The organism is Streptomyces sp. MMG1121 (assembly GCF_001280015.1).
Taxonomy (GTDB): Bacteria; Actinomycetota; Actinomycetes; order Streptomycetales; family Streptomycetaceae; genus Streptomyces.
Genome location: NZ_LGDV01000251.1, coordinates 368,532 through 393,767 on the forward strand (window position 1 = coordinate 368,532; position 25,236 = coordinate 393,767).

A 25,236-nucleotide genomic window follows, 5' to 3' on the forward strand; every position below is an offset into this window, starting at 1 on the left:
GAGCGAGCTGTCAGAGCGAGGGCCGCCCGTGTGTCGGCCTCCCGGATCGATGTCCGTGCCGGGCCGGGAGGCGCCGTGGCTGTGTTCGCCGCCCGGCCCGGGGTCCTCAGGGCCCCGCGACGAGTTCGGGATGCTCATGCTCGCAGGTGTCGTCGATGCCGTAGGTGTCCCAGGTGGGGAACGGGTCCGTGGGCGGCAGGCTCTCGCCGTCGGCCATGAGGCAGTCGGTCAGGGCCGTGTGCAGCGCATCCGTGTGCAGGTGCGTGCCGATGAAGACCAGTTCCTGGCACTCGGGGCTCTCGGTGTCGCGTGCGGCGGACGGCTCGAAGCGTGCGACGGAGCCGGCCTGTGACCACAGGCCCGTCACGTGCGGGCGGCTGGCGAGGGTGAAGAAGCCCTTGGAGCGCAGGATCTGTCCGTATGCGCCGCTGTCGAGTTCCTCCGTCACGAACGTCCACAACCGGCCCGGATGGAAGGGAAGTGCGGAGCGGAAGACGGTGGAGGAGATGCCGTACTCCTCCGTCTCGGGTACGTGGTCGCCGTTGAGTTCCCTCACCCAGCCGGGGGCCTGTTGGGCGCGTTCCAGGTCGAACAGCCGGGTGCCCAGCACGTCGCCCACCTTCACACGGCCGTGGACGGCCGGCACGAGGCGTGCGGCGGGGTTGAGGCGGGTGAGTGTCGCCCGCAGCCGGTCGGCCGACTCCTCGTCCACGAGGTCGAGCTTGTTCAGAACGATGACGTCGGCGAACTCGATCTGGTCCATCAGCAGGTCGCTGACGGTGCGTTCGTCGTCCTCGTACTGGTCCAGGCCCCGCTCGACGAGTTCGTCGCCGCTTGCCAGCTCGGGCAGGAAGTTCGCGGCGTCCACGACCGTGACCATGGTGTCCAGGCGGGCGAGGTCGCCGAGGGTGGCGCCGTCGTCGCGGGCGAAGGCGAAGGTCGCGGCGACCGGCATGGGTTCGGAGATGCCGGACGACTCGATGAGCAGGTAGTCGAAGCGGCCCTCGCGGGCCAGCCGGTCGACCTCCTGCAGCAGGTCGTCGCGCAGGGTGCAGCAGATGCAGCCGTTGGTCATCTCGACCAGGCGTTCATCGGTGCGCGACAGGGCCGCCTCGCCGCCCCGCACCAGGGCGGCGTCGATGTTGACCTCGCTCATGTCGTTGACGATCACCGCGACGCGCAGTCCCTCGCGGTTGCCGAGGACGTGGTTGAGGAGGGTGGTCTTGCCCGCGCCGAGGAACCCGGACAGGACGGTGACGGGCAGTCGGCCGGAGGGATCGGACGGCATCAACGCTCAGCCCTCGGGGCGCAGCAGACCGCGCTCGTACGCCTTCACCAGCCGCTGCGGCACCAGGTACGAGACTCCATCGACGGTGATCGGCACGAGCGTGGGCGTGGCCGCCTTCCACTGGGCGCGGCGGTGGCGGGTGTTGCTGCGGGACATCTTCCGCTTGGGAACAGCCATGGGTGGTCCTCCTGAATGGGTCGAAGAGCGACAGCTGTTGAGGCTACATGAAAATGAATGCCATTACTAATCAACCGGTTCAGGATTTCCTGAATTCAGGATGGCGTGTATCGTCGGTGCCGTGCTGACTGTTGCCTCCGACATCGAGGTGCTGGCCCGGTTCGGCCGGGCGCTCGCCGACCCGATCCGCTGCCGCATCCTGCTCGCCCTGCGGGAAGCACCCGCCTACCCCGCCGACCTCGCAGACGCGCTGGACGTCTCGCGGACCAGGCTGTCGAACCACCTCGCCTGTCTGCGTGACTGCGGTCTCGTCGTCACCGTCCCCGACGGTCGACGCACCCGCTACGAACTCGCCGACGAACGCCTCGGTCACGCGCTCGTCGACCTGCGCACGGCCGTGGTCGCTGTCGAGGGCGACCGGACATGTGCCGAGGCCGCCGAGAAGGGGTGTTGCTGATCATGACAGCAGGGATATCCGCAGCCCGTGGCCCTGATCCGGCGAGGTACAGCGCGCTGACCAAGCGGATACGGCTGCTGGTGGCCGCGACCATTTCGTACAACGTCATCGAGGGGATCGTCGCTCTCACCGCCGGCACCCTTGCCTCCTCCACCGCGCTTGTCGGCTTCGGCCTCGACTCCATCGTCGAGGTCTCCTCGGCCGCCGCGGTCGCCTGGCAGTTCTCCGCCCGCGAGCACGCGGTACGCGAGGCCCGGGAGACGGCGGCGTTGCGGATCATCTCGCTGTCGTTCTTCGCCCTCGCCGTGTACGTCACCGTCGATGCCGTACGAGCCCTGGCCGGCACCGGAAAAGCTGGTCACTCCCTGCCCGGCATCGTGCTCGCCGTCCTCTCCTTGGTCGTCATGCCGGTCCTGTCCGCCACCCAGCGCCGGGCAGGGCGGGAACTGGGCTCGGCTTCGGCGGTGGCGGACTCCAAGCAGACGCTGCTGTGCACCTATTTGTCTGCGGTGCTTCTGGTCGGCCTGGCCCTCAACGCCACTCTCGGTTGGTCCTGGGCGGATCCGGTCGCCGCCCTGGTCATCGCCGCGGTCGCCCTGAAGGAAGGGCGCGATGCCTGGCGTGGGAAGGGGTGCTGCGCTGCCCCGACGACCGTCGGAGTCCCGGCTGCCCGTGCTGAGCAGAGCGACGGGTGCGGTTGCTGCGACTGACCTGGGCAGTCACTGTCGTTCGGTCGCCGCCTGCCCTGTGCCGCAGTCTGGGCACACTCCGGTGAGTTCGACCGTGTGCCGGACGTTCGCGAAGCCGGAGTGCTGGGCGATGGTGTCGGCCCAGTCCTCGATCGGGCCGGAGTCGACGGGTCGGCTCAGGCCGCATTCGGTGCAGATGAGGTAGTGGCGGTGTTCGGGGCCGGGGCGGTAGCGGAAGAGGCGTTCGCCACTGGTGTCGCGGACCATGTCGGCCCGCCCGGCAGCGGCCAGGGCGGTCAGGGTGCGGTACACCGTGGACAGGCCGACCGGTGAGCCGTCGGCGGCGAGCTGGGCGTGGAGGGCCTGGGCGCCGACGAATCCGTCGGCGCGGATGAACGCCGTGAGGACGAGGGAGCGTTGCTGTGTGTGGCGGCCGATCAGCGCGACTTCACTTGGGGTGCGTTGCCGGGTGCGTGCCATCAGCGTGCCTCGCTCGGGTACTCATGTGCCGGTGGGGACAGCGGATCGTGCGCGGGGGACGTGGGCGGCCCGTCGTATCAGGAACGTCGCGGCGTAGACGGCCGTCGCGGCGGCCATGATGGCGAAGCTCGGTGGCATCTTCGGCACCGTGTAGGAGGCGAACAGTCCCGCCCACATCTCCAGCACCGCCAGGCCGGCGGAGAGGGCGAGCGCACGGTAGGGGCGGTCGGTGAGCCGGATCGCGGCGCCCGCGGGGGCGGCGAGCAGGCCGAGCAGGAGCAGGGAGCCGACGGCCTGCGTCGCCTCGGCGGCGCTGATCCCGGCCAGGGCGAGGAAGCCGTAGCCGAGGAGCCGTACCGGTACCCCGCGGGCCGCGGCCACCGCCTCGTCGAGCGTGGCGAACAGCAGCGGCCGAGCCATGAGGACCACCAGCAGGGCGACCCCGGCGGCCACGAGGCCGGCGACCACCGCACTGCCGGCGGAGATGCCGAAGACGGATCCGAACAGCACGCTGATTCCGGCGGTGCCGTTGGCGGTGCTCCGAGAGGTCGTGTAGAGGGTGATGAAGAAGGCGCCAAGGCCCAGGATCCAGGAGAAGACGCTCCCGATGACCACGTCGTCGGGGCGTGCCCGGCGGCCGAGCGTGCCGAAGAGCAGCGCCATGGCGATGGTGGCGGCGAACAGGCCCAGACGCAGGTCGACACCGAAGGCGAGAGCCGCCATCGCACCGGTGAAGGCGACATGGCTGAGCGCGTCGCCGGTGAAGACCTGGGCCCGCAACACCAGGAAGTAGCCGACCAGCCCGCAAGCGGCGGCAATGGCGGTCCCGGCGAGGAAGGCGTGCAGGAAGAACGGGTGGGACAGCGGGGAGGCGGCGAGCAGGAAGGTCATGCCGTCGCCTCCCTGGCGGCAGGGGTGGCCACGGCCCGGCGGCCCAGCACCTCGCGCAGTGAGCGCCGGCCCAGGGCGAGCAGGTGTCCGGCGAAGGCGATGGTCGTCACGAAGAAGCCGAGAGGGTAGGGCGAGTAGTAGGCGGCGGTCAGCCCCAGCCAGGTCGCGGCGAAGGCCAGCAGGACGGCCAGGGCCAGGCTCAACGCCGGGCGGGCGGTGAGGACTTGTGCGGTGGCGGCCGGGATGACCATGAGGGCGAAGACCAGGAGGGTCCCGGTGATCTGGCTCGCCTCGGCGGTCGCCGCGCCGAGCAGGACGAGGAAGACCACCGACAGGGCGCGGACCGGCACTCCGCGACCGGCGGCGACCTGTGGGTCGACGGAGGCGAACAGCAGGGGCCGTCCGATCAGCGCGAGCACCGCGAGCACCACCGCACCGACCACCGTCAGCACGGTCACCTGGGAGGAGGTGATTCCCAGGAAGGTGCCGAAGAGGATGGTCTGCGGTCCCTCCAGCAGTCCTCTGTACAGGGCGGTGAACAGGAACCCGGACGCGAGCAGGAACGCCTGCACGGTCCCGGTCAGCGCCGACTCCTCGTGCTCACCGCCGCCCCGCAGGGCAGCGATGACCAGCGCGGCGGCCACGCACAGGGCGAAGTAGCCGTAGACCGCGCTGAACCCGAGCAGGAGCGCCCCGGCGGCGCCGGGGAAGGCGACGGCGGAGACGGTGTGCGCGGCGAACGTCTGCCGCCGCAGCACCACGAACCACCCCACGACCGCGGAGACCACGGCCACGACCGCGCCGGCGCGGAACGCGTTGACCATGAAGGGGTAGGACCACATGTCCTGGAAGTCGGTCAGGAGGTTCCACGACCAGGTGGGTGCCCCTGTCTCAGCCAGCAGCATGACCGCTCCCCGGGGTGTCGTGCCGGTCGGTGTGCACGGCCGGTGCCTCCGGCTGGCCCACCACGACCAGCCGACCGTCCGAGGTCCGCAGGACCTCGACCGGTGTGCCGTACAGCCGGGTCAGTGTCTCGGAGGTGATGACCTCGGTCGGTGTGCCGGTGGCGGCTCCGCCCTCGGCCAGGTACACCACCCGGTCCAGATGGTGCAGTATCGGATTCACGTCATGGGCGACCATGACCACCGACACGCCCTCGTGATGGCAGATGCGCCCGATCAGCGCCGCGACGGCACTCTGGTTGGGCAGGTCGAGGCTGTCCAACGGCTCGTCGAGCAGGAGCAGTTCGGGCCTTCGGACCAGTGCCTGGGCGATCAGAAGCCGCTGCTGCTCGCCGCCGGAACACTGCCCGATCGGCCGGTGTGCGTACGCCGACGCTCCGACCAGCTCGATCACCTCGTCCACCCGCGCACGGGCGGACCGCCGACGCGCGCTCGGGAACGGCAGCGGCACCCCCCAACGGTCGCCGTCCAGGCCCATGCGCACCACATCGATCCCGCGGATGCGCAGATTGGCGTCGAAGCTGCGCCGCTGCGGCAGGTAGCCGATGCGGTCGTTGGCCTGCCCGGGCCGGGCGCCGAGCACCCGGACCTCGCCGGCCGCCGCCGGCAGGGCGCCCAGCAGGACCTTGATCATGGTGGACTTGCCGACGCCGTTGGGGCCGAGCACGGCGGTGAACTCGCCGGCCCCGATGCGAAGGTCCACCCCCGACCACAACGTCCGGCCGCCCACCCGCACGGCGGTCCCGCGCAGGGCGACCACCGGGCCGCTTTCCTCTCCCGCGACCGCCTCGTGGCCGCCGCTGCGCTGGGTGGGCGCAGTGGGCACCGCGTGGGTGACGGCCTCGCGGGCCTTCGCTATCGGGTTCATGGCGTCAGCTCACTTCCCGGTCGCCTTGGCCAGGGCCTGCTCGATGCCCTGCAGCTCGGTGGTCTGCCACTGCTGGAAGGAGGCGCCGGCGGGAGCGAGGGTCTCGGTGACGGTGGCGACCGGGATGCCTTCCGCCTTGGCCTCCTTGACCTGCGCCTGGACGTCCGGCGTGGAGTTCTGGGAGTTGTAGACGTAGATCTTGATCTGCTTGCTCTTGATCTGATGGTCGATGGTGGCCTTGTCCTTGGCCGTGGGGTCGGAGCCCTCGCTCATCGCGTCCAGGAACGTCTCCGGGGTCAGCATCTTCAGCCCCAGGCCCTCGGCGAGCGGCGTGACGATGGACTCGGAAGCGCCGATCGGGGTGCCCGCGTACTTCGCCTTGATGTCGGCGATGAGCTTGTTGTAACCGGCGAGTGTCTTCGTCTCGAAGGTCGTCTTCTGCTGGTCGAAGTAGGAGGCGTCCGCCGGGTCGATCTTCTTGTAGTCGGCGGTGATCTTCTCGATGACCTGGTGGACGTTGTCCGGGGAGTACCAGCGGTGCGGGTTGCCGCCCGGCTTGATACCGACCAGGTCGCCGACCTTGAGCTGGGTGCGCCCACTGCCGGGGTTGGCGGCCAGGAGCTTGTCGGCCCAGGCGTCGTAGCCGATGCCGTTGACGATCGTGTACTGGGCGCCGGCGACGGTACGGGCGTCGGCGGCGGTCGGCTCGTAGTCGTGGGGGTCGGTGTTCGGGTTGGTGATGATGCTGGTCACCTTCACGTGGCTGCCGCCGAGCTGGGAGGCGATGCTGCCCCAGAAGTTCTCCGCCGCCACCACCTGGATCGCCTTGCCCGAGCCGCTGCCACTGCCGGTCGCGGCCGTGTTGTTGGTGTGCGAGGAGGAGGTCGAGCAGGCGGTCGCCGTCACGGCCGTCAGGGCGGCCGTCGCGGTGACCAGTGCGATCCTCGCGGTAGGTCGGGCGGAACGGGAGGCGGGGGCGGTGGACATGCGGAAAGCTCCTTCGGGCGGTACCAGGCGCGCGGCGGACACGCGTCGACCGTGTGGCGACACTTCGATGCTAGATGGGAATGATTTTCAGATCAATGCAAGATGAAAACCGTTGCCATCCTTTGACCGGGCGTGCGACGGCGGCCATCCGTCGCTTTCCGCTCACTCGGGGAGTTTCAGGGGGTAAACCGACCGGAGGAGGGGAAGGGTGGTCTACGGCGCGCAGCGGGGAGTGGGAGGCCGTGCCCGGGACGAGCCGGGCCCCACGTGCTGGGGGGAGGGTCGGGTATGGGCGGGCAGCCCTTGTATCTCGCACCGCGGCTGGGGGAGAGGCTGCGCTCGCTGCTGGAGTCCCGCGAGCTGCTGCACACCCTGACCGACGCCCTCGGATCTCCGCTGGACATGGTCGTGCCCGATCAGCTCGCCACCAATCTGGAGCAGTTCCGGGTGGTGTACAGGCGGCATCAGCTGTCGGGTCAGGTGTTCTTCGCCCACAAGGCCAACGGGTCAAGCGCCCTGCTGCGGCGTCTGGCCGCCACCGACGCCGGTGTGGACGTCGCCTCACTGGCCGAGTTGCAGCACGCGCTCGGCGCCGGCTTCACCCCTGACCGCATCATGGCCACCGGCCCGAAGAACCCGGAGTTCCTGTGGCTGGCCGCGCGCACCTCGGTCACCGTCGGTGTCGACAGCCGCGACGAGCTGGAGCAGCTTGCCGCGCTGGTGCGCAAGCACGCACTTGACCGGGCGCGGGTTCTCCTGCGCCTGTCGGGGTTCGAGACGTCCGGCGTGCGGGTGCTGAGCCGGCGCAGCCGTTTCGGCACGCCGGTAAGGGAGTTGGAGCCGCTACTGGAAGCGGTCGAGCGGCATGGTGACGTGGTCGACCCTGTGGGCGTGGCGTATCACCTGGACACGACCAGCCTCACAGAGAAAGCGATGGCTCTGGAGGGCTGTCTGCGGGTGCTGGAGGAGTGCAGGAGCCGAGGGTTGCGGCCGGTTGCCGTGGACGTCGGTGGCGGATTCGGCGCCGACTACCTGGCCGACGGGGAGCAGTGGGAGCGGTACACGACCGAGCTCACCCGCGCCGTCCTGGGCATCCGGCCGCCCCTGACATGGGGCGGGCATGGCTACGGGTTGCGCAACGAGGGCGGGACACTGCGTGGGTCGCTTGGCCTGTACCCCGCCCACCGCCCGGTCGCCGGGCCGCGCTACCTCGACGAACTGTTCGCGCATCCGGTCGTGGCCTTCGACGGCCGCCCCCTGGCCGCGCTTCTCCTGGAGCACCTGTACGACCTGCACGTCGAACCCGGACGGGCCCTGCTGGACCAGTGCGGGCTGACGTTGACGAAAGTACTGGAGGTGCGTGAGCCGGAGAACGGCGGCGAACTCCTCGTACGGCTCGCGGCCAAGGCCGACGACGTGGCCCTGGAAGAGCACGGGGTGCTCATGGACCCCGTCGTCGTGCCCCGGGATCCGGCCCGGCCGGGCGAAGGCCCGGTCGCCGTCCATCTCTTCGGCAGCCTCTGCCTGGAGGCCGACATGGTCACCCGCCGGACGGTCTTCCTGCCCCGCCGCCCCGAGCCGGGCGACCTGCTGGTCTTCGCGAACACCGCCGGGTACTGCATGGACTTCCACGCCACGCACGCCCAGCAGCAGCCGGTCGCGCGCAAGGTCGCCGCCTGGCAGGAGAGCGGCTCGTGGCGCTGGTGCCTGGACGACGAGTACTGGCCGATCACTTCTGTGGGGGGAGCGCAGTGAGGTACGACAGCATCACCGAGGCCATAGGCAACACCCCGCTCGTGCGTATCGACCCGGCCGTGCACGGTCTGGCTCACATCGACCTGTACGCCAAGCTGGAGCTGTTCAACCCGTTCGGGTCGGTCAAGGACCGGGCGGCCTGGAACATGGCCCGTCCGCATCTCGCCGAGGCGGCCGAGCGCGGCAGCCAGGTCGTCGAGCTGTCCAGCGGCAACACCGCCAAGGCTCTCGCCGTCCTCGCGGGCATGCACGGTCTGACGTTCAAGAGCGTCACCAATCGGATGCGGGTCCCCGAGATCAAGGATCTGCTCCTGCTGCTCGGGGCGGAGATCGAGGAGCTGCCGGGGCAGAGCGAATGCCTGGACCCGACCGCCACCGACGACCCGCTGACCCTCTTCCACCGGACCCTGTCCGAGCACGGCAGCGCCTATCTGCACACCGACCAGTACTTCAATCCGCGCAACACCGAGGCCCACCTCACCGGCACCGGCCCGGAGATCGTGAAGGACCTGGACGGCCGCGCCCCGGACTGGTTCATCGCCTGCGTGGGCACGGCGGGTTCCTCCACGGGCGTGGCCCGGGTACTGCGCGAACACGACCCTGCCGTGCGGGTCGTCGGGCTGGTCGCGGCCAAGTCCGACTTCATCCCCGGCATCCGCACCATCGACGAGGCGCACGAGGTCGGCCTCTTCGATCCCGGCACCTACGACACGATCGAGGCCGTGGGCTCCGACGACGCGATCGAGGGCATGCTGACGCTGAACCGCCGGTGCGGCATCCTGGCCGGACCGACCGGAGGCGCCGCCTACTTCGGCGCCGTACGCCGGCTGAAAGCCATCGACACCGAGCTGTCGGACCGGCAGACGGCCGTCTTCATCGTCTGCGACCGGGTCGAGAGCTACCTGAGTTACGTACGCAAGCGCCGCCCCGACCTGTTCGGCCGCCCGCGCCGCCCGGCCTCCCCCACCGACCTGTCCGAAGCCGAGATACAGGCGGCTCCGGCGATCGGTGTAGCCGACGCCCAGGCGTGGATCGCCTCCGACGGTCCCCTCGTCGTCGACCTGCGCAGCCCCTTCGCCTACGCCGCCCTGCACATCGACGGATCGGTCAACATCGTCGACGAACTCTTCGAGGAACTCCTGCACGGCGGTCTGCCCTTCAGCCGCAACCACCCCGTCCTGCTGGCCTGCCCGGTCGGCGAGAAGTCCGCCCGCTACGCTGCCCTGCTGACGCGGATGGGACACCCGGACGTGCGCAGCCTGGCCGGCGGCATCATCGCCTGGCGGGACGCGGGCGCGCCCCTGGTGCGGGACTGAACGCCATGGCCACGTGCTTCCAAGGTCCCACCGCCATAGAGGAGCTGGGGGATTGGCAGCGTGCCTTGCGCGCCCAGTTCCCGATCATCACCGGACATCCGGACCTGGCCTACCTGGACAGCGCGGCCACCTCCCAGAAGCCGCAGGCAGTCCTGGACGCCGTACAGACCTACCTCACCACGGCCAACGCCAATGCCGGGCGCGGAACATACCCGTGGGCCAACCGCACCACGGCACTCGTCGAGGAGACGCGTGAGCGGGTTCGGCACTTCCTGGACGATCCGGCTCCGCTGCGGTCGGCCGTGCATTTCACCAGCGGTGCCACCGAGGGGTTGCGCGCCATCGCCCTCGACTGGCTCCCCGGGCTCCTCACCGACGGAGACGAGATCGTCGTACCCTCCGCTGATCACCAGGCCAACATCGAGCCCTGGCTGGAGACCCAGCAGCAGCTGGCCCGCCAGGGCGTGCACGTCCGCGTCCTGCCGATGCCCTACCAGCAGGCGTCCGGCGACTACGACCACACCGCTCTCGCGTACCTCGCCGGGCCGCGCACCAGGTTCGTCGCCGTCACTCATGTCCACCACGTCTACGGCGGGAACATGAACATCCACCGCATCCGGCAGGCGGTCGGCCCGGACGCGGTCGTCTGCCTGGACGCCGCCCAGAGCGTAGGCCATCTGCCGGTCTCCGCGGCCGGCCTGGACGTCGACTTCGTCGTCTTCTCGGGGCACAAGGCGATGGCCCTGCCGGGCACGGGAGCGGTCTGGGCCCGCCAGGCACGTGGCCCAGCCTTCACCCCGGGAGGCTGGTCCGGCACCCCCAACACCGTCGGAATCGTCTCGCTGGCCGCCGCGCTGGACTGGCTTCACGCCGCGGGCACGGAGCGCATCGAACGGTGGGCGGCCGCCCTGGCATCCCGTCTCACCGACGGGCTGCGCCGCCTGGACGCCTACCAGGTCCTCGGCTGCCAGAGCAGCCTGGCCGGCGACTCACCCGTTCAGCAGCGCCAGGGCATCGTCACCTTCCGGCACCGGGAGATCGGGTCCGGCGACCTGGGGTTCATCCTCTTCAGCCACGGCTTCATGGTCCGCAGCGACCACCACTGCCAGGGCGGCGCAGGGGAGCAGGAAGAGTCGGTGCGGGTGAGCCTGCACGCCTACAACACGGTGGAGGAGATCGACCGGCTGCTGGGTGTTCTTGCCACCCTCGGGTGAACTCTCCACCCGAACCCGTAATGGTAACCGTTTCCACCTGTAGGCTCCGGAGAACGACGCAGGCGCGAGACGGGCAAGGTGGTGCGAGCGATGGGACTGAGCCTGGCGACGGCCGAGAAGTGGGTGGAACGCTGGGAACTCCAGCAGCAGCGGTACGCCGTCGACCGCGAGGACCGCTTCACGGTGATCGCCGACGTCGTCGAGCACGTCACCGCAGGACGCACGGACCGGCCTCTGATCGTCGACCTCGGCTGCGGACCGGGCTCGCTGGCGGCGCGCCTGGACAGGCTGCCGGGGGCGGACATCGTGGCGGTGGACCGGGACCCTTTGCTGCTGGAGCCGGCCCGCACCCACCACGCCGACGCCGCCCGCCACGTCGACACGGTGATCGGCGAGGACGGCTGGACGCAGGCCCTGGCCCTCGACCGCCCGCTGGACGCCGTCGTGTCGACGACAGCCCTGCACTACCTGAGCCCGGACGCCCTGCACCGCGTCTACCAGCACCTTGCGGCGCTGCTGCGGCCGGGTGGTGTCCTCGTCAACGGCGACCACCTCCCGCAGGACGACGCCGTACTCGCCGACGTGGCAGCGTGCGTCGGCCGCCGCCGCGCCGAGCGGCAGCGCGCCATCGCCCAGGAGGACTGGACCTCCTGGTGGGCGGCGGTCGCCGAGGACCCCGAACTGGCCGAACTCCTCGCCGAACGCCGCACCCGGCAGCCGGTGACCGGGACCGGCTGTACGGCCCGGCTGTCCCTGTCCGGCCACACCCGCCTGCTGCGTCAGGCGGGGTTCGGACGGGCCGGCGCGGTGTGGCAGTACGGCGACAGCCACGTCGTCGTCGCGATCCGCTGACCCCGCGAAGGGCTCAGCAGTCGCGGAACTCCGGTGACTGGTTGAGGATCTGAGCGTGCAGGGAGGTGAAGCGGGTGTGGGTCTCGCCGCCGCGCGCCTCGGGGCGGAAGGCGGCGACCCGGTGGCAGTTCTGGAAGGCGAGGGCTATACCGAAGTGGCGTTCCAGGCTGCCGCGGATCGCGTCGCTGGACAGGGCGCGCAGCAGCTGGCCGCGTTCCTTCTCGGAGGGGGGAGGGGTCTGGTTGTCCGCGAACTCGGCCGGACCGGAGTGCAGTTCGCTCGCCAGGCGGGCGATGAGGTCGTAGGCGTACGGCAGGGACGTACGGACCGTCTGCACGAAGTTCTCCTCCCGCACCGAGCCGTTCTCGGCTTCGGCGAGCAGCTGCGGGGAGACGTCGAGTGACATGCAGGGCATTCCTGTCTGTTGCGGTGTCGGTCTTGTCAGGTCAGGCGAAGGCCGCCAGGGCTTTGGGGCCGTGCCGGAAGCCGGGGTCGACCTGGCTGGCGAGGTCCTGGCCGGTGGCCTCGTTGGCCCAGGCGGTGGCGTTGCGCAAGTGGAAGTCGACGGCGTGCCGCTGGAAGGCGGCCCAGTCCTTGGTGCGGGAGTCCACGGCCGCACGCAGCCGGTCCAGGGCGAGGGTGTTGTGCGGCTCCAGTTCGCCGTGACCGCCGCGGCCCTGCTCCTGGGCGCGCACGTAGGAGGACTGCTCGCAGTGGGCGATCAGATCCTCGCCGACGTGGCCGCGCAGGAAGGCGAGGTCGTCCGGGCCGGTGACCTTGTTGCCGACCACGGCGACCGGGATCCCGAACTCGGCCGCATGGTCGCGGTACTGGCGATAGACGGAGACGCTTTTACGGGTCGGTTCGACGACCAGGAATGTCATGTCGAACCGGGTGAACAGGCCGGAGGCGAAGGCGTCGGCGCCTGCGGTCATGTCGACGACGACGTACTCGCCGGAGCCGTCGATCAGATGGTTGAGGTACAGCTCGACCACGCCGAGCTTGGAGTGGTAACAGGCCACACCGAGGTCGCTCTCGCCGAAGGCGCCGGTGACCATCAGGGGTACGCCGGCCACCTCCTGGACGTGGGGAGAGTGGACCTCGTCGTCGCCCAGCAGGCGCAGCAGCCGGGAGCCACGGCCGGGCGGGGTCGTCTTGACCATGGCGTCGCGGGACGGGATCCGCGGGTTCGTACCCCGCAGGTAGTCCTTGATCTCGCCGGTCCGCGCACTGAGCGGCGGAGCGGTGAACAACTCGTCCTCGTCGAGGCCGAGGGCGTACGCCAGGTGCTGGTTGATGTCGCCGTCGATGGCGACGACCGGCGCGCCCGAGCGCACCAGATGACGGGAGAAGAGCGCGGACAGCGTTGTCTTGCCACTGCCGCCCTTGCCGACGAACGCGACACGCATGGTCAGCCACCCCTGTTGAAAATGGATTTCATGAACATAGGCTGGGGGGTGTCGGCGGGCGGTGTCAAATCGCACTCGCCGCAACTCGCATGTCAGCACGGTGAGTTGAGGCATTGATGACGCAAAGGGGGAAGGTTCTTTTGAACGTCGCGGAGGAGAGGCGGGTATGAGTGATGCCGCATGCGGTCCCCGGGGTCGACCCTTCACCCTTGTCGTCTGCGGATCCTGTGATGAGGCGACCGGGCAGGTGATGGACGGACTGCGCCGAGCGGTCCGCGACTGCCCCTACGGGGTCATGGTCTCCACGGGGTGTCTGGGAAAGGTTCTGCACTGCCGTCGCGATCGCGGAGTGCACGCCGCGGTGCAGCCGTGCGGGGCCGACCGCAGGCCCGCCGGGGCGGTCGTACGCCTGGGTCCGCTCGCGTCCGAAGCCGATGCAGAGGTGGTCGGGGCGTGGTTGCGGGCCGGACTGCCCGAGGACGGCTCGCTGCCCGGCCGGCTCCGTGTCGCCCCCGCGCCCTGGCGGGTCGCCGGCCTCAACTGACGGATACGCCTTCAGGTCAGGTTGTGCACGCCCAGGCGCAGGTGCTCGATGTGGTGGACGGCCCGGTCGAGGAGCTGGGCCACGTGGTCGTCGTAGAGGCTGTAGACGATGCAGCGGCCGTCGCGGCGGCCGCCGACCAGGCCCCTGACTCCCGTACCGTCGTCCGCCCGTCGGCGCGTCGCCACAACGCGTACCCCATGGGGCCGGTGGCGGCCAAGTGCTGGGCGTCCGCAGAGAGTTCGACCTTCAGTGCGCCTCCGCGGAGGTCGAGAGCGCCGATCTCGGCGCCCATCGCCGCGTCGAAGATCTTCACGGTGCCCTCGGCTCCGGCGACGGCGACCAGGTCAGCGCGTGCACTGAGTGCGACGATCGCGTCGTCGACGTCGGTCTCCCACGCGGGCGGGGGCTCCACGGACGGGTACCCGCTCATCGCCAAGGTCTTGGGATTCCGGGGTGGTCAAGTCAATCTCCTAGTTGTGCTGTTCAGGGGCGAGCAGGGTGGTGCGCAGGTCGTCCCCGGTGATCTGGTCGGCGGGGCGGTGCAGGGTCCAGCGGCGGGCCGCGCCTTCCATCGGCAGCACGACGACGACCGTTTCCAGCGGCGGGCAGCCCGGTTCGGTACAGGCGAGCTGGCGAATCAGGACGGCGGTGTCGTCGTCAAGCCCGAGCAGGGCGCGCACGCTCTCCTTCAGCTCGCGCAGCTCCGGACACGGCCCTGCGGGCCCAGGGCGGGATCCCAGTGGCATGGCGTTTCCTCTCCTTCGTCCTCGGCGGGCCGGCAGTCGGCGCAGACGCCGGTGAGTTCGACCGTGTGCTCCACAGCGTCGAACCCCGTGTCCGCGGCGATCCGGCCCGCCCATTGCTCGACGACCTCGGAATTCACCGGGCGGCTGCGGCCGCAGCCGCGGCACACCAGGTAGTGGCGGTGCCCGTCGGCGGGGCGCAGCCGGTACAGCCGCCCGCCGGCCTTGTCGCGTACGACGTCGACGCCACCGCCTGTCTCCAGCTCGCGCAGGGCGCGGTAGACGGTGGTCAGGCCGATCGCGTGGTCTCCGGCCAGGAGCAGAGTGTGCAGCTCCTGGGCCGACACGAAGTCCTGGCAGCCAGCGAGCATCTGCAGAACCGCCCTCTGTTGCCGGGGCGTCCGGCCGCTCACGGCACATCACCTCCTGTGACTGGCGCCGAGGTGGCATGACTCAACCGTAGATGAAAATGACATCCATGTCCATGTGAAGCCGCGTCATGCGGGGACTTCTGGCCGCAGTGCCTTTCGCGGGAGGTGCCGCGCGACGGTCGGCGGCGTCTGATCGGGCGCTGCGGACCACGGGGGGGGGTGACGGTTTGCCGGCGGCTTTCGGTGCGGGCCCGCGGCAGGGCCGCCCACGGCATCGAGCACCTGCGCCTCGGCCTGGGGTTGCCGCCGAGGCGGATCGCGCAAAGGAGGTCACGCTCGGCGTCACTCGCTGAGCAGTGATCCGCTCAGGTCAGGGCCATGGTGTCGGCCGAGCGGCAGCGCGGTCGGTCAGGCGCAGCAGTCGCAACGGGGCGGCAGCTGGAGGCTTCCGTGCCGAACGAGGCGGTTCAACGAAGGGGCCTGATGCTCCTGTCTCGTCGCGGAGCGCCAACGACCGAGGCGCTGGGCCTGTGTCACACCCGCCGTCCGCGGGTCACGGCGCCATGAAGGGGCCTTCGGGCGGCTGTCGCGAGGGTGTCCGGAACCGTCACCGTCTGCAATGGCAGGCAGATGGACAGAACACCGCGGTTCCAGGCACTGACGCCATCGGCGGGCCCGCACAGCCACGGCGCAACTGGCGCCACATCAAGGGTCCGCACGCGAGCGCGGGTGGCTTCTAGACAAAAGCCGTCATTTAGATGCGGTACCTGATCACTCTCTGACAGAGTCGCCGAGGTGCGTCTGCGGGTGAAGGACAGACGTACGTAGGGCTGACGAGAGGTTGCGAATGACTACGGAAACCGCAATGCCTGCTGTGCACGCTCACCACACTCACCAGCACGGTCTTGGGTGCGGCCATGTCGCGGTGCCGCATGGCGACCACGTGGACTACGTCCACGACGGCCATCTGCATCGCGCGCAGGAAGGCCGTGTGGACGAGTGTGAGCCCAGCGACCACACCGTCCATGACAGCCACATTCACCAGCACGGTCCCGGCTGCGGCCATGTCGCGGTGCCGCACGGCGACCACGTCGACTACGTCCACGACGGCCACCGCCATGCTCAGCACGACGGTCACTGGGATGACCACTGACGGTAGAGGAACACACGGCGATCGACTGCCTCAGCTCCAGGCGGGACTGTAGCCAGGAACGGCCCGGGCGAGTCAGGAGCGGAGCCGGAGGCGTACAGCAGTAGGGGCCACGGCGTGTGAAAGAGGTACGCCCCCATGTCGAAGAGCGTGGCCACGGCCCGGTAGATCTCCAACCGGTTGATCAGCCGTCCGACCTCGTTCCCGCGGGCGTGGTGTGCCGGGTCAAAGCCTGCGGCCCTGCCGCCGCAGTTGCTGTCACGGGACAGGCCGGCGTGCTGTTGACCTCCTGCGCGTACGGCTCGCCGTCGTCGGCGGGGATGAGGTTGATATGCGCTGAACCGCGCAGACCCGATCCCGTCCAGCAGCGTTCGGGCAGCGTCGGTGACTTTCCAGCACGTCGCGCGTCAACTCGGCAGCGTGCACGGTTACGGTGCCCCGGGAGTCCGCGCTGAGCTTCGTGCCGACGTCGTTGAACTCGGCTTCGGTGCTTCCTGTGACCAGGGTCGGGTAGGTGATGACGGAGCCTACGGGAGAGCGGGTCACGGCCGGTTTGCCGTGACCCGCTCTCCGCCCATGCCGCCGAGGGAACCCCACGTCCCCCTTGCGGCGGCGGCTCCCCGTGAGCCCGACGGGGAGGTCATACGGTGCGGATCAGCCGGCGCTGAAGGCGCTGACGCCCTCGGGAGTACCCCAGCCGGTCGGACCGTCGTAGCCGGTGCCCGCGGTGCAGAAGTACGACGGGGAGCAGGAGCCGTTGCTGCCGCTGGTCACGTCGTTCAGCGCCGATGTGCCGGCCTTGTTGTACGGGTACTGGGCCGGGTAGTCGCTGGAGCCCAGGGCACCGGCGAGGGCGTAGGCGCCCGTGATGGGCGGTGGTGCCGCTGGTGACGCGCAGGGCGTTGCAGGATGCGTGGCCCTTCTTCGGAGTGCCGGCGCACTGCTGGGTGTACTGCACATGGGCCTTGGCGGCCGCGGCGGCGATCGCCTTCGGGCTGACCGGCTTCGCCGTCGTGGCCGTGAAGGTGGGGGCGGCCTCGCTCGCGTGGGCCGCGGTGCCGAGTCCGGCGAAGACGAGGTCGGCGGTGGCGGCAGCGGAGCCGACACGGCGCCATCTGCCGTGCTTGTGGGAGGAGCTGAGGGACGACCTGCACAACGTACAGCCTCCTGATAGTGGGTGACAGAGGCGTGCGGGTGTAGGGGTTCACAGGTGCGGTCCCCGTTGGGGTGGCGGCCCACGACGACCATCACTTGTTGAGTACGCGACAAACAAGACGCGTTCCGGATTCCTGACCCCGGCGTTACCGAGCGGAGCGACGGGCTTGCCGGTCAATGGCGGCCCAATGGTCAAGCGATGGCGTGGACTTGACCTTTAAGTGCAGGGGGAATCGCAGTGTTGCGTGCGCCGATGGACGCCGTGCTTGGTCAGTCGCCGGAATGCTGCCTGTGCCGTCGTCGTAGCGATCCGCTGATCCCCTGCTCCGGCTTATTGAAAATAGTTTTCGTTTCCTGTTAGCTTGCGCGCGGTGGCCTGATGCATCCGTCGGGCCGGATCAGTGCAAGCGAAGGGAACGACGGTGGGGGATCAGCGCATGGGGCGCAGGGCGGTGCTGCGGGGCATCGTGGGAGGGGCGACCGTACTCGCGGGCGCCGGGCTGCTCGCCGGCTGTGGCGGCGACGGCGGGAGCGGTCAGCAGCCCGCCGCGGACGACGGCAAGCCGCGGCGCGGCGGACGGCTTCGCGCGGCATTCACGGGGTCGAGCATGGAGTCGGCCGGCGTTCTGCAGGCGACGGCGACGCCCGTCGACTACGTCCGGGCCCGGATCGTGTGGGACACGATCGGCGAGATCGACGGCAGCAAGCCGGTGTGGCGCGTCGCCGAGTCCGTCGAGCCCAACGCCGACGCCACGGTGTGGACGGTGCGCGTCCGCGACGGCATCACCTTCAGCGACGGCAAGGCCGTCACCGCCGACGACCTCCTGTTCTCGCTGCGCGCCTTCGCCTCGCAGCCGACCACGCAGAGCGCCTTCCTGGCGGGGCTGGACGCCAAGGCGTCCAGGGCGCGGGACAAGCGCACCGTCGAACTGCGGCTGAAGAGCGCGGACGGCTTTTTCGACCTCGCGCTGGCGCAGTCGATGTTCGTCTTCCCCGACGGTACGAAGGACTTCGCGAAGGCGCCGGGTTCGGGTCCCTTCGTGCTCAAGCAGTGGTCGCGGGGCAGGAGCAGCCTGCTGACCGCGCGGAAGGACTACTGGGGTGCGGGCGGTCCGTACCTCGACGAGATCGAGCTGCTGTCCGTCACCGACGCCGACGCCCGGCTGAACGGGCTCAAGGCGGGGCAGTTCGACTACGCGGGCGCGCTCACCCTGCCCACCACCAGGTCCGAGGCGAACAACCCCCGCCTGCGCATCACCACCGCGCCGCGCGAGTTGTGGGGTGAGCTGTCCTTCTCCATGAACCTGTCCACCGACCCCTTCACGCATGCCCAGGCCGTCGAGGCCGTGCGGTACGCCATCGACCGCGAGGCCATGGTCCGCACCGTCACCTTGGGCAAGGGAGAGGTCGCCGACGACGCCATGGGCCGCCACCAGTCCTGGTACGACAGCTCCCTGCGGCGCGTCGAGTACGACCCCGACCGGGCGCGACGACTGCTGTCCTCAGGCGGACTCAAGGGTACGAAGCTGTCGATCCGTACCAGCAACTACGAGTACGGGCCGCTGGAGGCCGCCACCGCCTTCGTCGAACAGGGGCGGAAGGCGGGCCTGAACGTCGCCGTGGACACGGTCCCGGCCGCCGACTTCTACACCGACATGAAGTCCCTGCTGGGCGCCCCGATCAAGACCAGCTTCTACCATCCGCTGCCGCTCCCCCTCGCCCTGAACTCGTACTACGGCCCGCAGGCGTCCTACCCCTTCACCGGCCCGTCGGACAGCACCTTGGACGGGCTGATGCGCGCCATGCACACCGCCGTCGGCGACAAGCGAACCAAGGCCGTCCACGACGTGCAGCAGTACCTGTACCAGCACGGCGGTGACGCGGTGTTCGTGCGCGTGCCCACCGTGGCGGGTGCGGCACCGGCCGTGCGCGGGGTGCAGGCGTACGGTTTCTTCGACTACCCGTCGCTGCGTGACGCCTACCTCGCCTCGTGAACAGTCCGACATCCATGGTGTGGTGGGTGCTCCGACGGGTGGGCGTCGCCGCCGGGACGCTGCTCGCCGCCTCGGCGCTGGTCTTCGCGGCCACCCAGCTCGCGCCCGGCGACGCGGCGGCCGCACGCCTCGCCGGGCAGGGCGCGAGCCCGGCGCAGATCGCCGAGCTGCGGCACAAGCTCGGCCTGGACCGGCCTGCGTGGGAGCGGTACGGCGACTGGCTGTGGAGCGCGCTCCACGGTGACCTGGGCCACTCCTACGCCACCGGCGAGCCGGTCTCCGCTCTGATCGCCGAACGGGCGGGCAACTCCCTGGTGCTGGGCCTTGTCGCAGCCGCGCTGCTGGTGCCCTCGGCCGTCGGACTCGGCCTGTGGGCGGGGCTCCGCGCTGGGCGGAGCGCCGACCGCGTCGTCACCACGGCCACGCTGGCGCTGGTCAGCCTGCCCGAGTTCGTCATCGGCACACTGCTCATCCAGGTCTTCGCCGTCGGCGCCGGGTGGCTGCCGGCCGTGTCGGTGCCCCCCACGGGTCAGGGCCCGTTGTCCCAGCCGCAGATACTGGTGCTGCCGGTACTCACCCTGCTGTCGGTCTGCATGGCGCAGAACGTGCGTCTGGTCCGGGCGGGCGTGACGGAGGCGGCAGCTTCCGACGCGGTGCGGGCGGCTCGGCTCGGCGGCGTGCCGGAGCACCGCGTGGTGCTGCGCTGGGTGCTGCCGGCCGCGCTCGTCCCGGCCATCCCCGTCCTCGCCCGCTACCTCGCCTATCTGCTCGGCGGGACGCTCGTGGCCGAGACGCTCTTCGGCTACCCCGGGCTGGCGGCAGCGCTGGTCAACGCCACGGCCGCCCGGGACGCCCCCGTCGTCCTGGGCGTCGGCATGCTGGTCGCCGCCGTGACGGTGTTGCTCAACCTGCTGGCGGACGTACTCGCCACAGCTCTCAACCCAGCTATGAGGAGGCCGAGTTGATCCGCCAGAACCGGTCCGCTGGCTGGCTTCGCCGCCGGGCGGGCGCGGTGACCGCGGGCGCCGCGCTCGCCGTCGTCGTGCTGTTCGCCCTGCTCGGCCCGTGGCTCGCGCCGCATGCACCCGGCGCCGTCCTGGACATGCCGTACGCACCGGCCGGAGGCGACGCCCCCCTGGGCACCGACCACCTCGGCTCCGACGTGCTCAGCCGCTTCATGGCCGGCGGACGGTCGCTGGTGCTGTCGGCGGTGGGTGCTCTCGCCGTCGCGTACGTGCTCGGTGTGGGGCTCGGAATGATCGCTGCCCTTCGTGGCAGGGCAGTCGACGCGGCCGTGCTGCGCCTGGTGGACGTGCTGCTCAGCCTGCCGTCGTTCCTGCTGCTGAGCGTGGTCGTGGTGGCTGTGGGGCGGGGCGGCTGCGGGGTCGCGGTCGCGACCGCTGTGGTGCTGTTCCCGGAGGTCGTCCGCATGGTGCGGGCGGCCACGCTCCAGGCGTTGCAGCACGACTACGTGGAGGCCGCCGTCGCACGGGGCGAACCGACCCGGTACGTGCTCGTCCGCGAGGTGCTGCACAACCTGCTGCCGGTGCTCGCCGCCGACGCCGGGGTGCGGTTCGTGGGAGCGGCGTTCACCGTCGCCACTGCCGCGTTCCTCGGGTACGGGGCCCAACCCCCGGCGGCCGACTGGGGTTTGATGATCCTTGAGAACCGCGACGGTCTCGCGCTCCAGCCCCTCGCCGTCCTGGTTCCGGCGACGGGAATCCTGGTGCTGTTGCTGAGCGCCAACCTCCTCGTCGACGCTCTGCAGCCGACGGCCCGGACGCCCGGACGGCACCGGGGCACCGCGTCCGCCACGACGGCCGCCGCTTGGACCGGCGGCTGCGCGCTGCGCATCCGGGACCTGACCGTCGAGGCCGACGGGACGCGCGTCCTCGACGGTGTCGACCTCGACGTGCCCCGTGGCCGGGTCCTCGCGCTCGTCGGGCCGTCCGGCTCCGGCAAGACGACGATTGCACTCGCCGCGTTCGGCGAGCTGCGCCCAGGGCTGACGCTGGTCTCCGGAGAGGTGCGACTGGCCGGGCTGTCCGTGCTCGGGCTGCGGCCTGGGCGGCTGCGGACCGTACGTGCCCGGCACGCGGCGTACGTGCCCCAGGACCCGCGTACCTCCCTGGCGCCGACACTGCGCGTGGGCGCCCACGTCGGGGAGTTCCTGCGGGCGCGGGGAGTGCCGCGCGCGGAGCGGCGTGGCCGCGTCCGTGCGGCGCTGCGCATGGTGCAGCTCCCCGATGACGACGCCTTCTCGCGGCGGCGCCCGCACCAGCTCTCCGGCGGACAGCGGCAGCGCGTGGCCCTGGCCGCCGCGCTCGCGCACGACCCCGACCTGCTGGTCCTCGACGAACCCACCAGTGCCCTCGACCCGGTCACCGCCGCCTCCCTGCTCGCGGACCTGGCCCGTATCCGGGACCGGGGCGGGCCGGCGATCATCCTGATCGCCCATGACCTCGCGCACGTCGCGGCGGTGGCCGACGAGGTCGCGGTCCTGGAGGGCGGCCGAGTGGTCGAACACGGCCCAGTGGACCAGCTGTTGGCCGCGCCGGCGAGCGAGTCGGCCCGGCGTCTCGTTGCCGCCGCCCGGTCGGCCGGGACGCCCCGGGCCGGGGACTCATCCGGCAGTGGCGAGCCCGCGCTGTCGGTGCGCGGCCTGTCCGCCGTCCGCGGCGGGCGCACCGTACTCGACGGTATCGACCTGGACGTGACGTCCGGCGGCTGCCTGTCGGTGGTGGGGCCGTCCGGCGGCGGCAAGACCACTTTGCTGCGCTGCCTGGCGGGCCTCCACGCCGACTGGAGTGGCGAACTCCGCCTCGGCGCACATCAGTTGCCACTGCGTCTGCGCTCGCGCCTTCGCGACGACCTGCGTCGGCTCCAGCTCGTGCCGCAGGACCCGTACGACTCCCTCAACCCCCGCCACACCGTGGCACGGATCGTCGTCCGCCCGCTGCACCTGTTCCGGCCGGCCCTCGACGCCGACGCGCGCCGCGCCGAGGTGCACCACCTTCTCGAACGCGTCGGACTGAATGCTTCCCACGCCGCGCTGCGCCCCGGCCAACTCTCCGGGGGACAGCGCCAACGAGTCGCGCTCGCACGAGCGTTGGCTGCCGAGCCCCGGGTGCTGCTGTGCGACGAGGCGACGAGCGCGCTGGACGCTCCGACCGCGGCCACCGTCCTGGCGCTCCTCGACGAGCTGCGCCGCGACCTCGGACTCGCACTGGTCGTCGTCACCCACGACATGACGGTGCCCGTACGGCTGGGCGGGCACCTCGCGGTCCTCGCCGACGGACGCATCAGGGAGTCGGGCTCCGTCGAACGCGTCGTGGCCGCTCCCTCCGACGAGGTGACCGCCCGACTCCTGTCAGCCATACCGAAGGTGCCGAGCCCGCCGCCGTACGAGAGGACCGTCAAGTGACCCACCACCCCGCGAACCCCTGGGTGCGCCGCCCCCGCCCGCAGCCGCGCCCGGCGATGCGCCTGCTGTGCCTGCCCCACGCGGGCGGCTCCACCTCGCTCTACCGACTGTGGAAGGACTTGCTGCCGCCCGAGGTGGAACCGGTGCTGGTGTGTCCCCCCGGCCGCGAGGACCGGCTGGACGACCCGCTGCCTGACGGAATACCGCAGCTGGTCGCGGACCTGGGACGGGCCGTGGTGCCGTTGCTCGACCGGCCGTGGGCGGTGTTCGGGCACAGTATGGGCGCGACGGTCGCGCACGAGCTGGTCCTGTGGCTGCTCGAGCAGGGCCACCCCGCCCCCGAGCACCTCTTCGTCTCCGCGCGGGAGGCTCCGCAGCACCACCACGGGGGCAGCGTGCACCTGCTGGACGACGACGCTCTGGCCGCCGAGCTGATCCGGCTCGGCGGAACCGCCCCCGAACTGCTCGCGATGCCCGAGGTGCGACAGCTCGTCCTGCCGGCGGTGCGCGGCGACTACCGGCTCATCGAGACCTATGCCGCCGCCCCCGCCGGGCCCGTGCCGTGCCCGCTGACCGCGCTCGTCGGCGCCGCCGACACGGAACTGACCGCCGAAGAGGCCGCCGGCTGGGAGAAGTGGACCACCGGTCCCTTCCAGCTGCTGACCTTCCCCGGCGGCCACTTCTACCTCTCCGAGAGCCCGTACGCGCTCGTCGACGTCATGTGCCGCAGGCTGCTCACGCCTGCGTAGCCGCGGTCTCCGGTTCAGCTTCCGCGGCGTTGTAGGTGTCCCTGTCCCGGACCAGCACCAGGCTGGCCGCAGCCGTCACCAGGGCCGCGATGCCCGCGATCAGGAAGATCTGCGACAGCGCCTCGGTGTAGGCGCTGCGAGCCAGGGCGAGCACCGGATTCCGGGCCGGTTCCGGCACGGCCGCGGCGACCGCGTCGAACCGGCCCGCCGTCACCAGACGGCGCAGCTCCCCGGCGGCGGAGCCGGGAACGGCGTGCTCTCCCAGCGCGGCCGTGGACATCACGCCGCCCACCTTGCCCGACAGCACCACACCGAAGACGGCCACACCCGTGGCCGTACCGAGCGGGAAGAAGCTGTTGGCCGCGCCCGAAGCCGTGCCCGCGCGAGAAGGCGGTACGACGTTCACCGCGAGCGCCAGCAGATGGGGCAGGGTCAGGCCCGCTCCGACGCCGATCAGGACCAGCATGGGCAGCAGCGCCGTCCAGTCGTCGTCCGGCGAGATCCCCACCGTCAGCAGCACGCCCACACCCACCGCGGCCATGCCCAGCGCCAGTACCCGGGCCACCGGCACCCGCTTGGCCAGCAGCCCGCTGAGCGGAGCCCCGATCACGATGGCCACCGACTGTGCGAGGAGGACGAGGCCGATGCGGATCGGCGTCAGATGCAGCATGCCGCCGAGCCAGAGGGTGAGGAACGGCAGCATGCCGAAGCTGAAGATCCGGGCGGCGAAGCTGAGCAGCAGCGCGCCGGCGAAGGTCGGGATCGCGAACAGCCGCAGATCCAGCATCGCCCGCTCGCCCAGCCGCCACTGCACCACCACGAAGGCCGCTGCCAGCAGCGCGCCCGCGATCAGTGCGGTCAGCACACGCGGCTCGGACCAGCCGTCCTCCGCGCCCGCCAGCAGGCCGTAGTTGAGGAGGAAGAGCGCGAGCACGGCCAGCACCGCGCCCGCGTAGTCGATCCGGTGCGATCCGCCGCCGGCCCCGCTCTCGGGGACCTTGCGCAGCGTGCCGTAGATGATCAGCAGGCCGATCGGCACGTTGACGGCGAACAGCCACGGCCAGCTCAGCCACTCCACGATCGAGCCGCCGACCAGCGGTCCGAGGGCCGCCGACACGGCGCCTCCGGCCGTGAACAGTCCGATGGCGGTCGTACGGGCCCGCGCAGGAGCGCCTTCGAAGGCGCCGGAGATGAGGGCCAGCGAGGTGCCGAGCACCATGGCCCCGCCCGCTCCTTGCACGGCGCGGGCCGCGATCAGGGCACCCGCGTCGGGGGACAGCGCGCAGGCGGCCGAGGCGAGGGTGAACACCGCCACGCCGGTCAGGAATATCCTGCGGCGGCCGATCAGGTCCGACACCGATCCCGCGGTCAGCAGCAGGGCGGCGAAGCTCAGCGTGTAGGCGTTGACGATCCACTGCAGGCCGTCCAGGGAGGCTCCCAGGTCGGCGCCGATCTCCGGCATCGCCACGTTGACGACGGTGATGTCGAGGGTCATCAGCGCCGCCGCGAGCGCCGTGACGACGGTTGTCCAGCGCCGTGCGCTCCGTACTTCCGGGGGCACCTCCCTTGGTGGCTCGGTCCCCAACTCCTCGGCGCTGCCGCCGTGTTGGGTGATCTCTGTTTCCGTCATGGACCTTCCTCTCCGGTCGTTCGTGCGGGCGACGCTAGCGGGAAACTCAAGACTTGTAAATGAAAATCGTTTCCATTAGTTTGGGCTCGTGGCCGGAACGGGCCGGGTCCTCGGCCGTGTCTTCACCGGTC

General features: G+C 70.8%; 25 protein-coding genes and 2 pseudogenes. 13 read left to right on the forward strand and 14 right to left on the reverse strand.

Translation table 11 applies throughout. From position 1 onward, the window contains the following. Window positions 1-106 precede the first annotated feature (106 nt). Together ADK64_RS40170 and rpmF are read right to left on the reverse strand one after the other, a co-directional pair. Window positions 107-1,288, reverse strand: coding sequence for a GTP-binding protein (locus tag ADK64_RS40170; RefSeq protein ID WP_053667042.1), 1,182 nt, complete (start codon window positions 1,286-1,288; stop codon window positions 107-109). A 6-nt stretch (window positions 1,289-1,294) separates the two neighbouring features. Beyond that, window positions 1,295-1,465 (reverse strand): 50S ribosomal protein L32, encoded by a 171-nt coding sequence (gene rpmF / locus ADK64_RS40175; RefSeq protein ID WP_053667044.1) that lies wholly within the window; start codon window positions 1,463-1,465, stop codon window positions 1,295-1,297. Between the two features lie 121 nt (window positions 1,466-1,586). Between rpmF and ADK64_RS40180 the strand changes: the two genes are divergently transcribed. Beyond that, window positions 1,587-1,922 carry an ArsR/SmtB family transcription factor gene (locus tag ADK64_RS40180; protein WP_053667208.1) on the forward strand — a complete coding sequence of 112 codons (336 nt, stop codon included), beginning with the start codon at window positions 1,587-1,589 and terminating at the stop codon, window positions 1,920-1,922. 2 nt (window positions 1,923-1,924) lie between these two features. Then, window positions 1,925-2,632 carry a cation transporter gene (locus tag ADK64_RS40185; RefSeq protein ID WP_053667209.1) on the forward strand — a complete coding sequence of 236 codons (708 nt, stop codon included), beginning with the start codon at window positions 1,925-1,927 and terminating at the stop codon, window positions 2,630-2,632. A gap of 9 nt (window positions 2,633-2,641) precedes the next feature. Here the strand turns inward: ADK64_RS40185 and ADK64_RS40190 are convergent, their stop codons facing one another. From ADK64_RS40190 to ADK64_RS40210, 5 genes are read right to left on the reverse strand one after another with little or no spacing between them, the layout of a single operon-like run. Next, on the reverse strand, window positions 2,642-3,091 hold the full coding sequence (locus tag ADK64_RS40190) for a Fur family transcriptional regulator (RefSeq protein WP_053667045.1): 450 nt from the start codon (window positions 3,089-3,091) through the stop codon (window positions 2,642-2,644). Between the two features lie 21 nt (window positions 3,092-3,112). Continuing rightward, window positions 3,113-3,982, reverse strand: a complete 870-nt coding sequence (locus ADK64_RS40195) for a metal ABC transporter permease (RefSeq protein ID WP_053667047.1) — start codon at window positions 3,980-3,982, stop codon at window positions 3,113-3,115. After that, on the reverse strand, window positions 3,979-4,887 hold the full coding sequence (locus tag ADK64_RS40200) for a metal ABC transporter permease (RefSeq protein WP_053667049.1): 909 nt from the start codon (window positions 4,885-4,887) through the stop codon (window positions 3,979-3,981). Before ADK64_RS40200 ends, ADK64_RS40195 begins: the two co-directional genes overlap by 4 nt. After that, the gene (locus tag ADK64_RS40205; RefSeq protein WP_053667050.1) at window positions 4,874-5,812 is read right to left on the reverse strand and encodes a metal ABC transporter ATP-binding protein; all 939 of its coding nucleotides are present in this window, start codon (window positions 5,810-5,812) and stop codon (window positions 4,874-4,876) included. The genes ADK64_RS40200 and ADK64_RS40205 overlap by 14 nt, the downstream gene beginning before the upstream one ends. A gap of 9 nt (window positions 5,813-5,821) precedes the next feature. Continuing rightward, window positions 5,822-6,799, reverse strand: coding sequence for a metal ABC transporter solute-binding protein, Zn/Mn family (locus ADK64_RS40210; RefSeq protein WP_053667052.1), 978 nt, complete (start codon window positions 6,797-6,799; stop codon window positions 5,822-5,824). Window positions 6,800-7,087: 288 nt separating this feature from the next. On the opposite strand from ADK64_RS40210, the gene ADK64_RS40215 reads away from it, so the two are divergent. The 4 genes from ADK64_RS40215 (at window position 7,088) to ADK64_RS40230 (ending at window position 11,936) form a co-directional block, all read left to right on the forward strand. Beyond that, a complete protein-coding gene (locus ADK64_RS40215; protein ID WP_053667054.1) occupies window positions 7,088-8,554 on the forward strand; it encodes a Y4yA family PLP-dependent enzyme in 1,467 nt (488 codons plus the stop codon). Beyond that, on the forward strand, window positions 8,551-9,870 hold the full coding sequence (locus ADK64_RS40220; RefSeq protein ID WP_053667056.1) for a pyridoxal-phosphate dependent enzyme: 1,320 nt from the start codon (window positions 8,551-8,553) through the stop codon (window positions 9,868-9,870). Before ADK64_RS40215 ends, ADK64_RS40220 begins: the two co-directional genes overlap by 4 nt. Window positions 9,871-9,875: 5 nt before the next feature. After that, a complete protein-coding gene (locus tag ADK64_RS40225) occupies window positions 9,876-11,084 on the forward strand; it encodes an aminotransferase class V-fold PLP-dependent enzyme (protein WP_053667058.1) in 1,209 nt (402 codons plus the stop codon). 90 nt (window positions 11,085-11,174) lie between these two features. Further along, window positions 11,175-11,936: a class I SAM-dependent methyltransferase gene (locus ADK64_RS40230; protein WP_053667059.1), complete on the forward strand. Its 762-nt coding sequence runs from the start codon at window positions 11,175-11,177 to the stop codon at window positions 11,934-11,936. 13 nt (window positions 11,937-11,949) lie between these two features. Here the strand turns inward: ADK64_RS40230 and ADK64_RS40235 are convergent, their stop codons facing one another. Then, entirely contained in the window at window positions 11,950-12,342 is a 393-nt protein-coding gene (locus tag ADK64_RS40235) for an SCO5389 family protein (RefSeq protein WP_053667061.1), read from the reverse strand. A gap of 40 nt (window positions 12,343-12,382) precedes the next feature. Continuing rightward, entirely contained in the window at window positions 12,383-13,345 is a 963-nt protein-coding gene (locus tag ADK64_RS40240; RefSeq protein WP_053667064.1) for an adenylyl-sulfate kinase, read from the reverse strand. Between the two features lie 166 nt (window positions 13,346-13,511). Between ADK64_RS40240 and ADK64_RS40245 the strand changes: the two genes are divergently transcribed. Further along, entirely contained in the window at window positions 13,512-13,889 is a 378-nt protein-coding gene (locus ADK64_RS40245) for a hypothetical protein (protein WP_053667066.1), read from the forward strand. An 11-nt stretch (window positions 13,890-13,900) separates the two neighbouring features. Here ADK64_RS40245 and ADK64_RS40250 read toward each other — a convergent pair. The 3 genes and pseudogenes from ADK64_RS40250 to ADK64_RS40260 form a co-directional block, all read right to left on the reverse strand. Next, a pseudogene (locus tag ADK64_RS40250) lies at window positions 13,901-14,032 on the reverse strand (ArsR family transcriptional regulator); the annotation flags it as partial. A gap of 327 nt (window positions 14,033-14,359) precedes the next feature. After that, window positions 14,360-14,569, reverse strand: coding sequence for a hypothetical protein (locus tag ADK64_RS40255; RefSeq protein WP_234384912.1), 210 nt, complete (start codon window positions 14,567-14,569; stop codon window positions 14,360-14,362). 8 nt (window positions 14,570-14,577) lie between these two features. Then, window positions 14,578-15,045: a Fur family transcriptional regulator gene (locus ADK64_RS40260; protein ID WP_053667071.1), complete on the reverse strand. Its 468-nt coding sequence runs from the start codon at window positions 15,043-15,045 to the stop codon at window positions 14,578-14,580. An 805-nt stretch (window positions 15,046-15,850) separates the two neighbouring features. Here ADK64_RS40260 and ADK64_RS44490 point away from each other — a divergent pair. After that, a complete protein-coding gene (locus ADK64_RS44490) occupies window positions 15,851-16,156 on the forward strand; it encodes a hypothetical protein (protein WP_199829845.1) in 306 nt (101 codons plus the stop codon). A 651-nt stretch (window positions 16,157-16,807) separates the two neighbouring features. Here ADK64_RS44490 and ADK64_RS44495 read toward each other — a convergent pair. Further along, window positions 16,808-17,029: pseudogene (locus ADK64_RS44495) on the reverse strand (peptidase S8); the annotation flags it as partial. 89 nt (window positions 17,030-17,118) lie between these two features. Between ADK64_RS44495 and ADK64_RS40270 the strand changes: the two are divergent. The 5 genes from ADK64_RS40270 (at window position 17,119) to ADK64_RS40290 (ending at window position 23,475) form a co-directional block, all read left to right on the forward strand. Beyond that, entirely contained in the window at window positions 17,119-17,334 is a 216-nt protein-coding gene (locus ADK64_RS40270) for a hypothetical protein (protein ID WP_078993133.1), read from the forward strand. 411 nt (window positions 17,335-17,745) lie between these two features. Next, window positions 17,746-19,302, forward strand: coding sequence for an ABC transporter substrate-binding protein (locus tag ADK64_RS40275; RefSeq protein WP_053667077.1), 1,557 nt, complete (start codon window positions 17,746-17,748; stop codon window positions 19,300-19,302). Continuing rightward, window positions 19,299-20,267, forward strand: a complete 969-nt coding sequence (locus ADK64_RS40280; RefSeq protein ID WP_234384913.1) for an ABC transporter permease — start codon at window positions 19,299-19,301, stop codon at window positions 20,265-20,267. Before ADK64_RS40275 ends, ADK64_RS40280 begins: the two co-directional genes overlap by 4 nt. Next, window positions 20,264-22,726: an ATP-binding cassette domain-containing protein gene (locus tag ADK64_RS40285; protein ID WP_234384914.1), complete on the forward strand. Its 2,463-nt coding sequence runs from the start codon at window positions 20,264-20,266 to the stop codon at window positions 22,724-22,726. Before ADK64_RS40280 ends, ADK64_RS40285 begins: the two co-directional genes overlap by 4 nt. Next, on the forward strand, window positions 22,723-23,475 hold the full coding sequence (locus ADK64_RS40290) for a thioesterase II family protein (RefSeq protein ID WP_063790029.1): 753 nt from the start codon (window positions 22,723-22,725) through the stop codon (window positions 23,473-23,475). Before ADK64_RS40285 ends, ADK64_RS40290 begins: the two co-directional genes overlap by 4 nt. On the opposite strand, the gene ADK64_RS40295 is transcribed toward ADK64_RS40290, so the two are convergent. Then, window positions 23,462-25,105 (reverse strand): MFS transporter, encoded by a 1,644-nt coding sequence (locus tag ADK64_RS40295; protein WP_078993134.1) that lies wholly within the window; start codon window positions 25,103-25,105, stop codon window positions 23,462-23,464. The two genes, ADK64_RS40290 and ADK64_RS40295, sit on opposite strands and share 14 nt — an antisense overlap. Window positions 25,106-25,236: the final 131 nt, after the last annotated feature.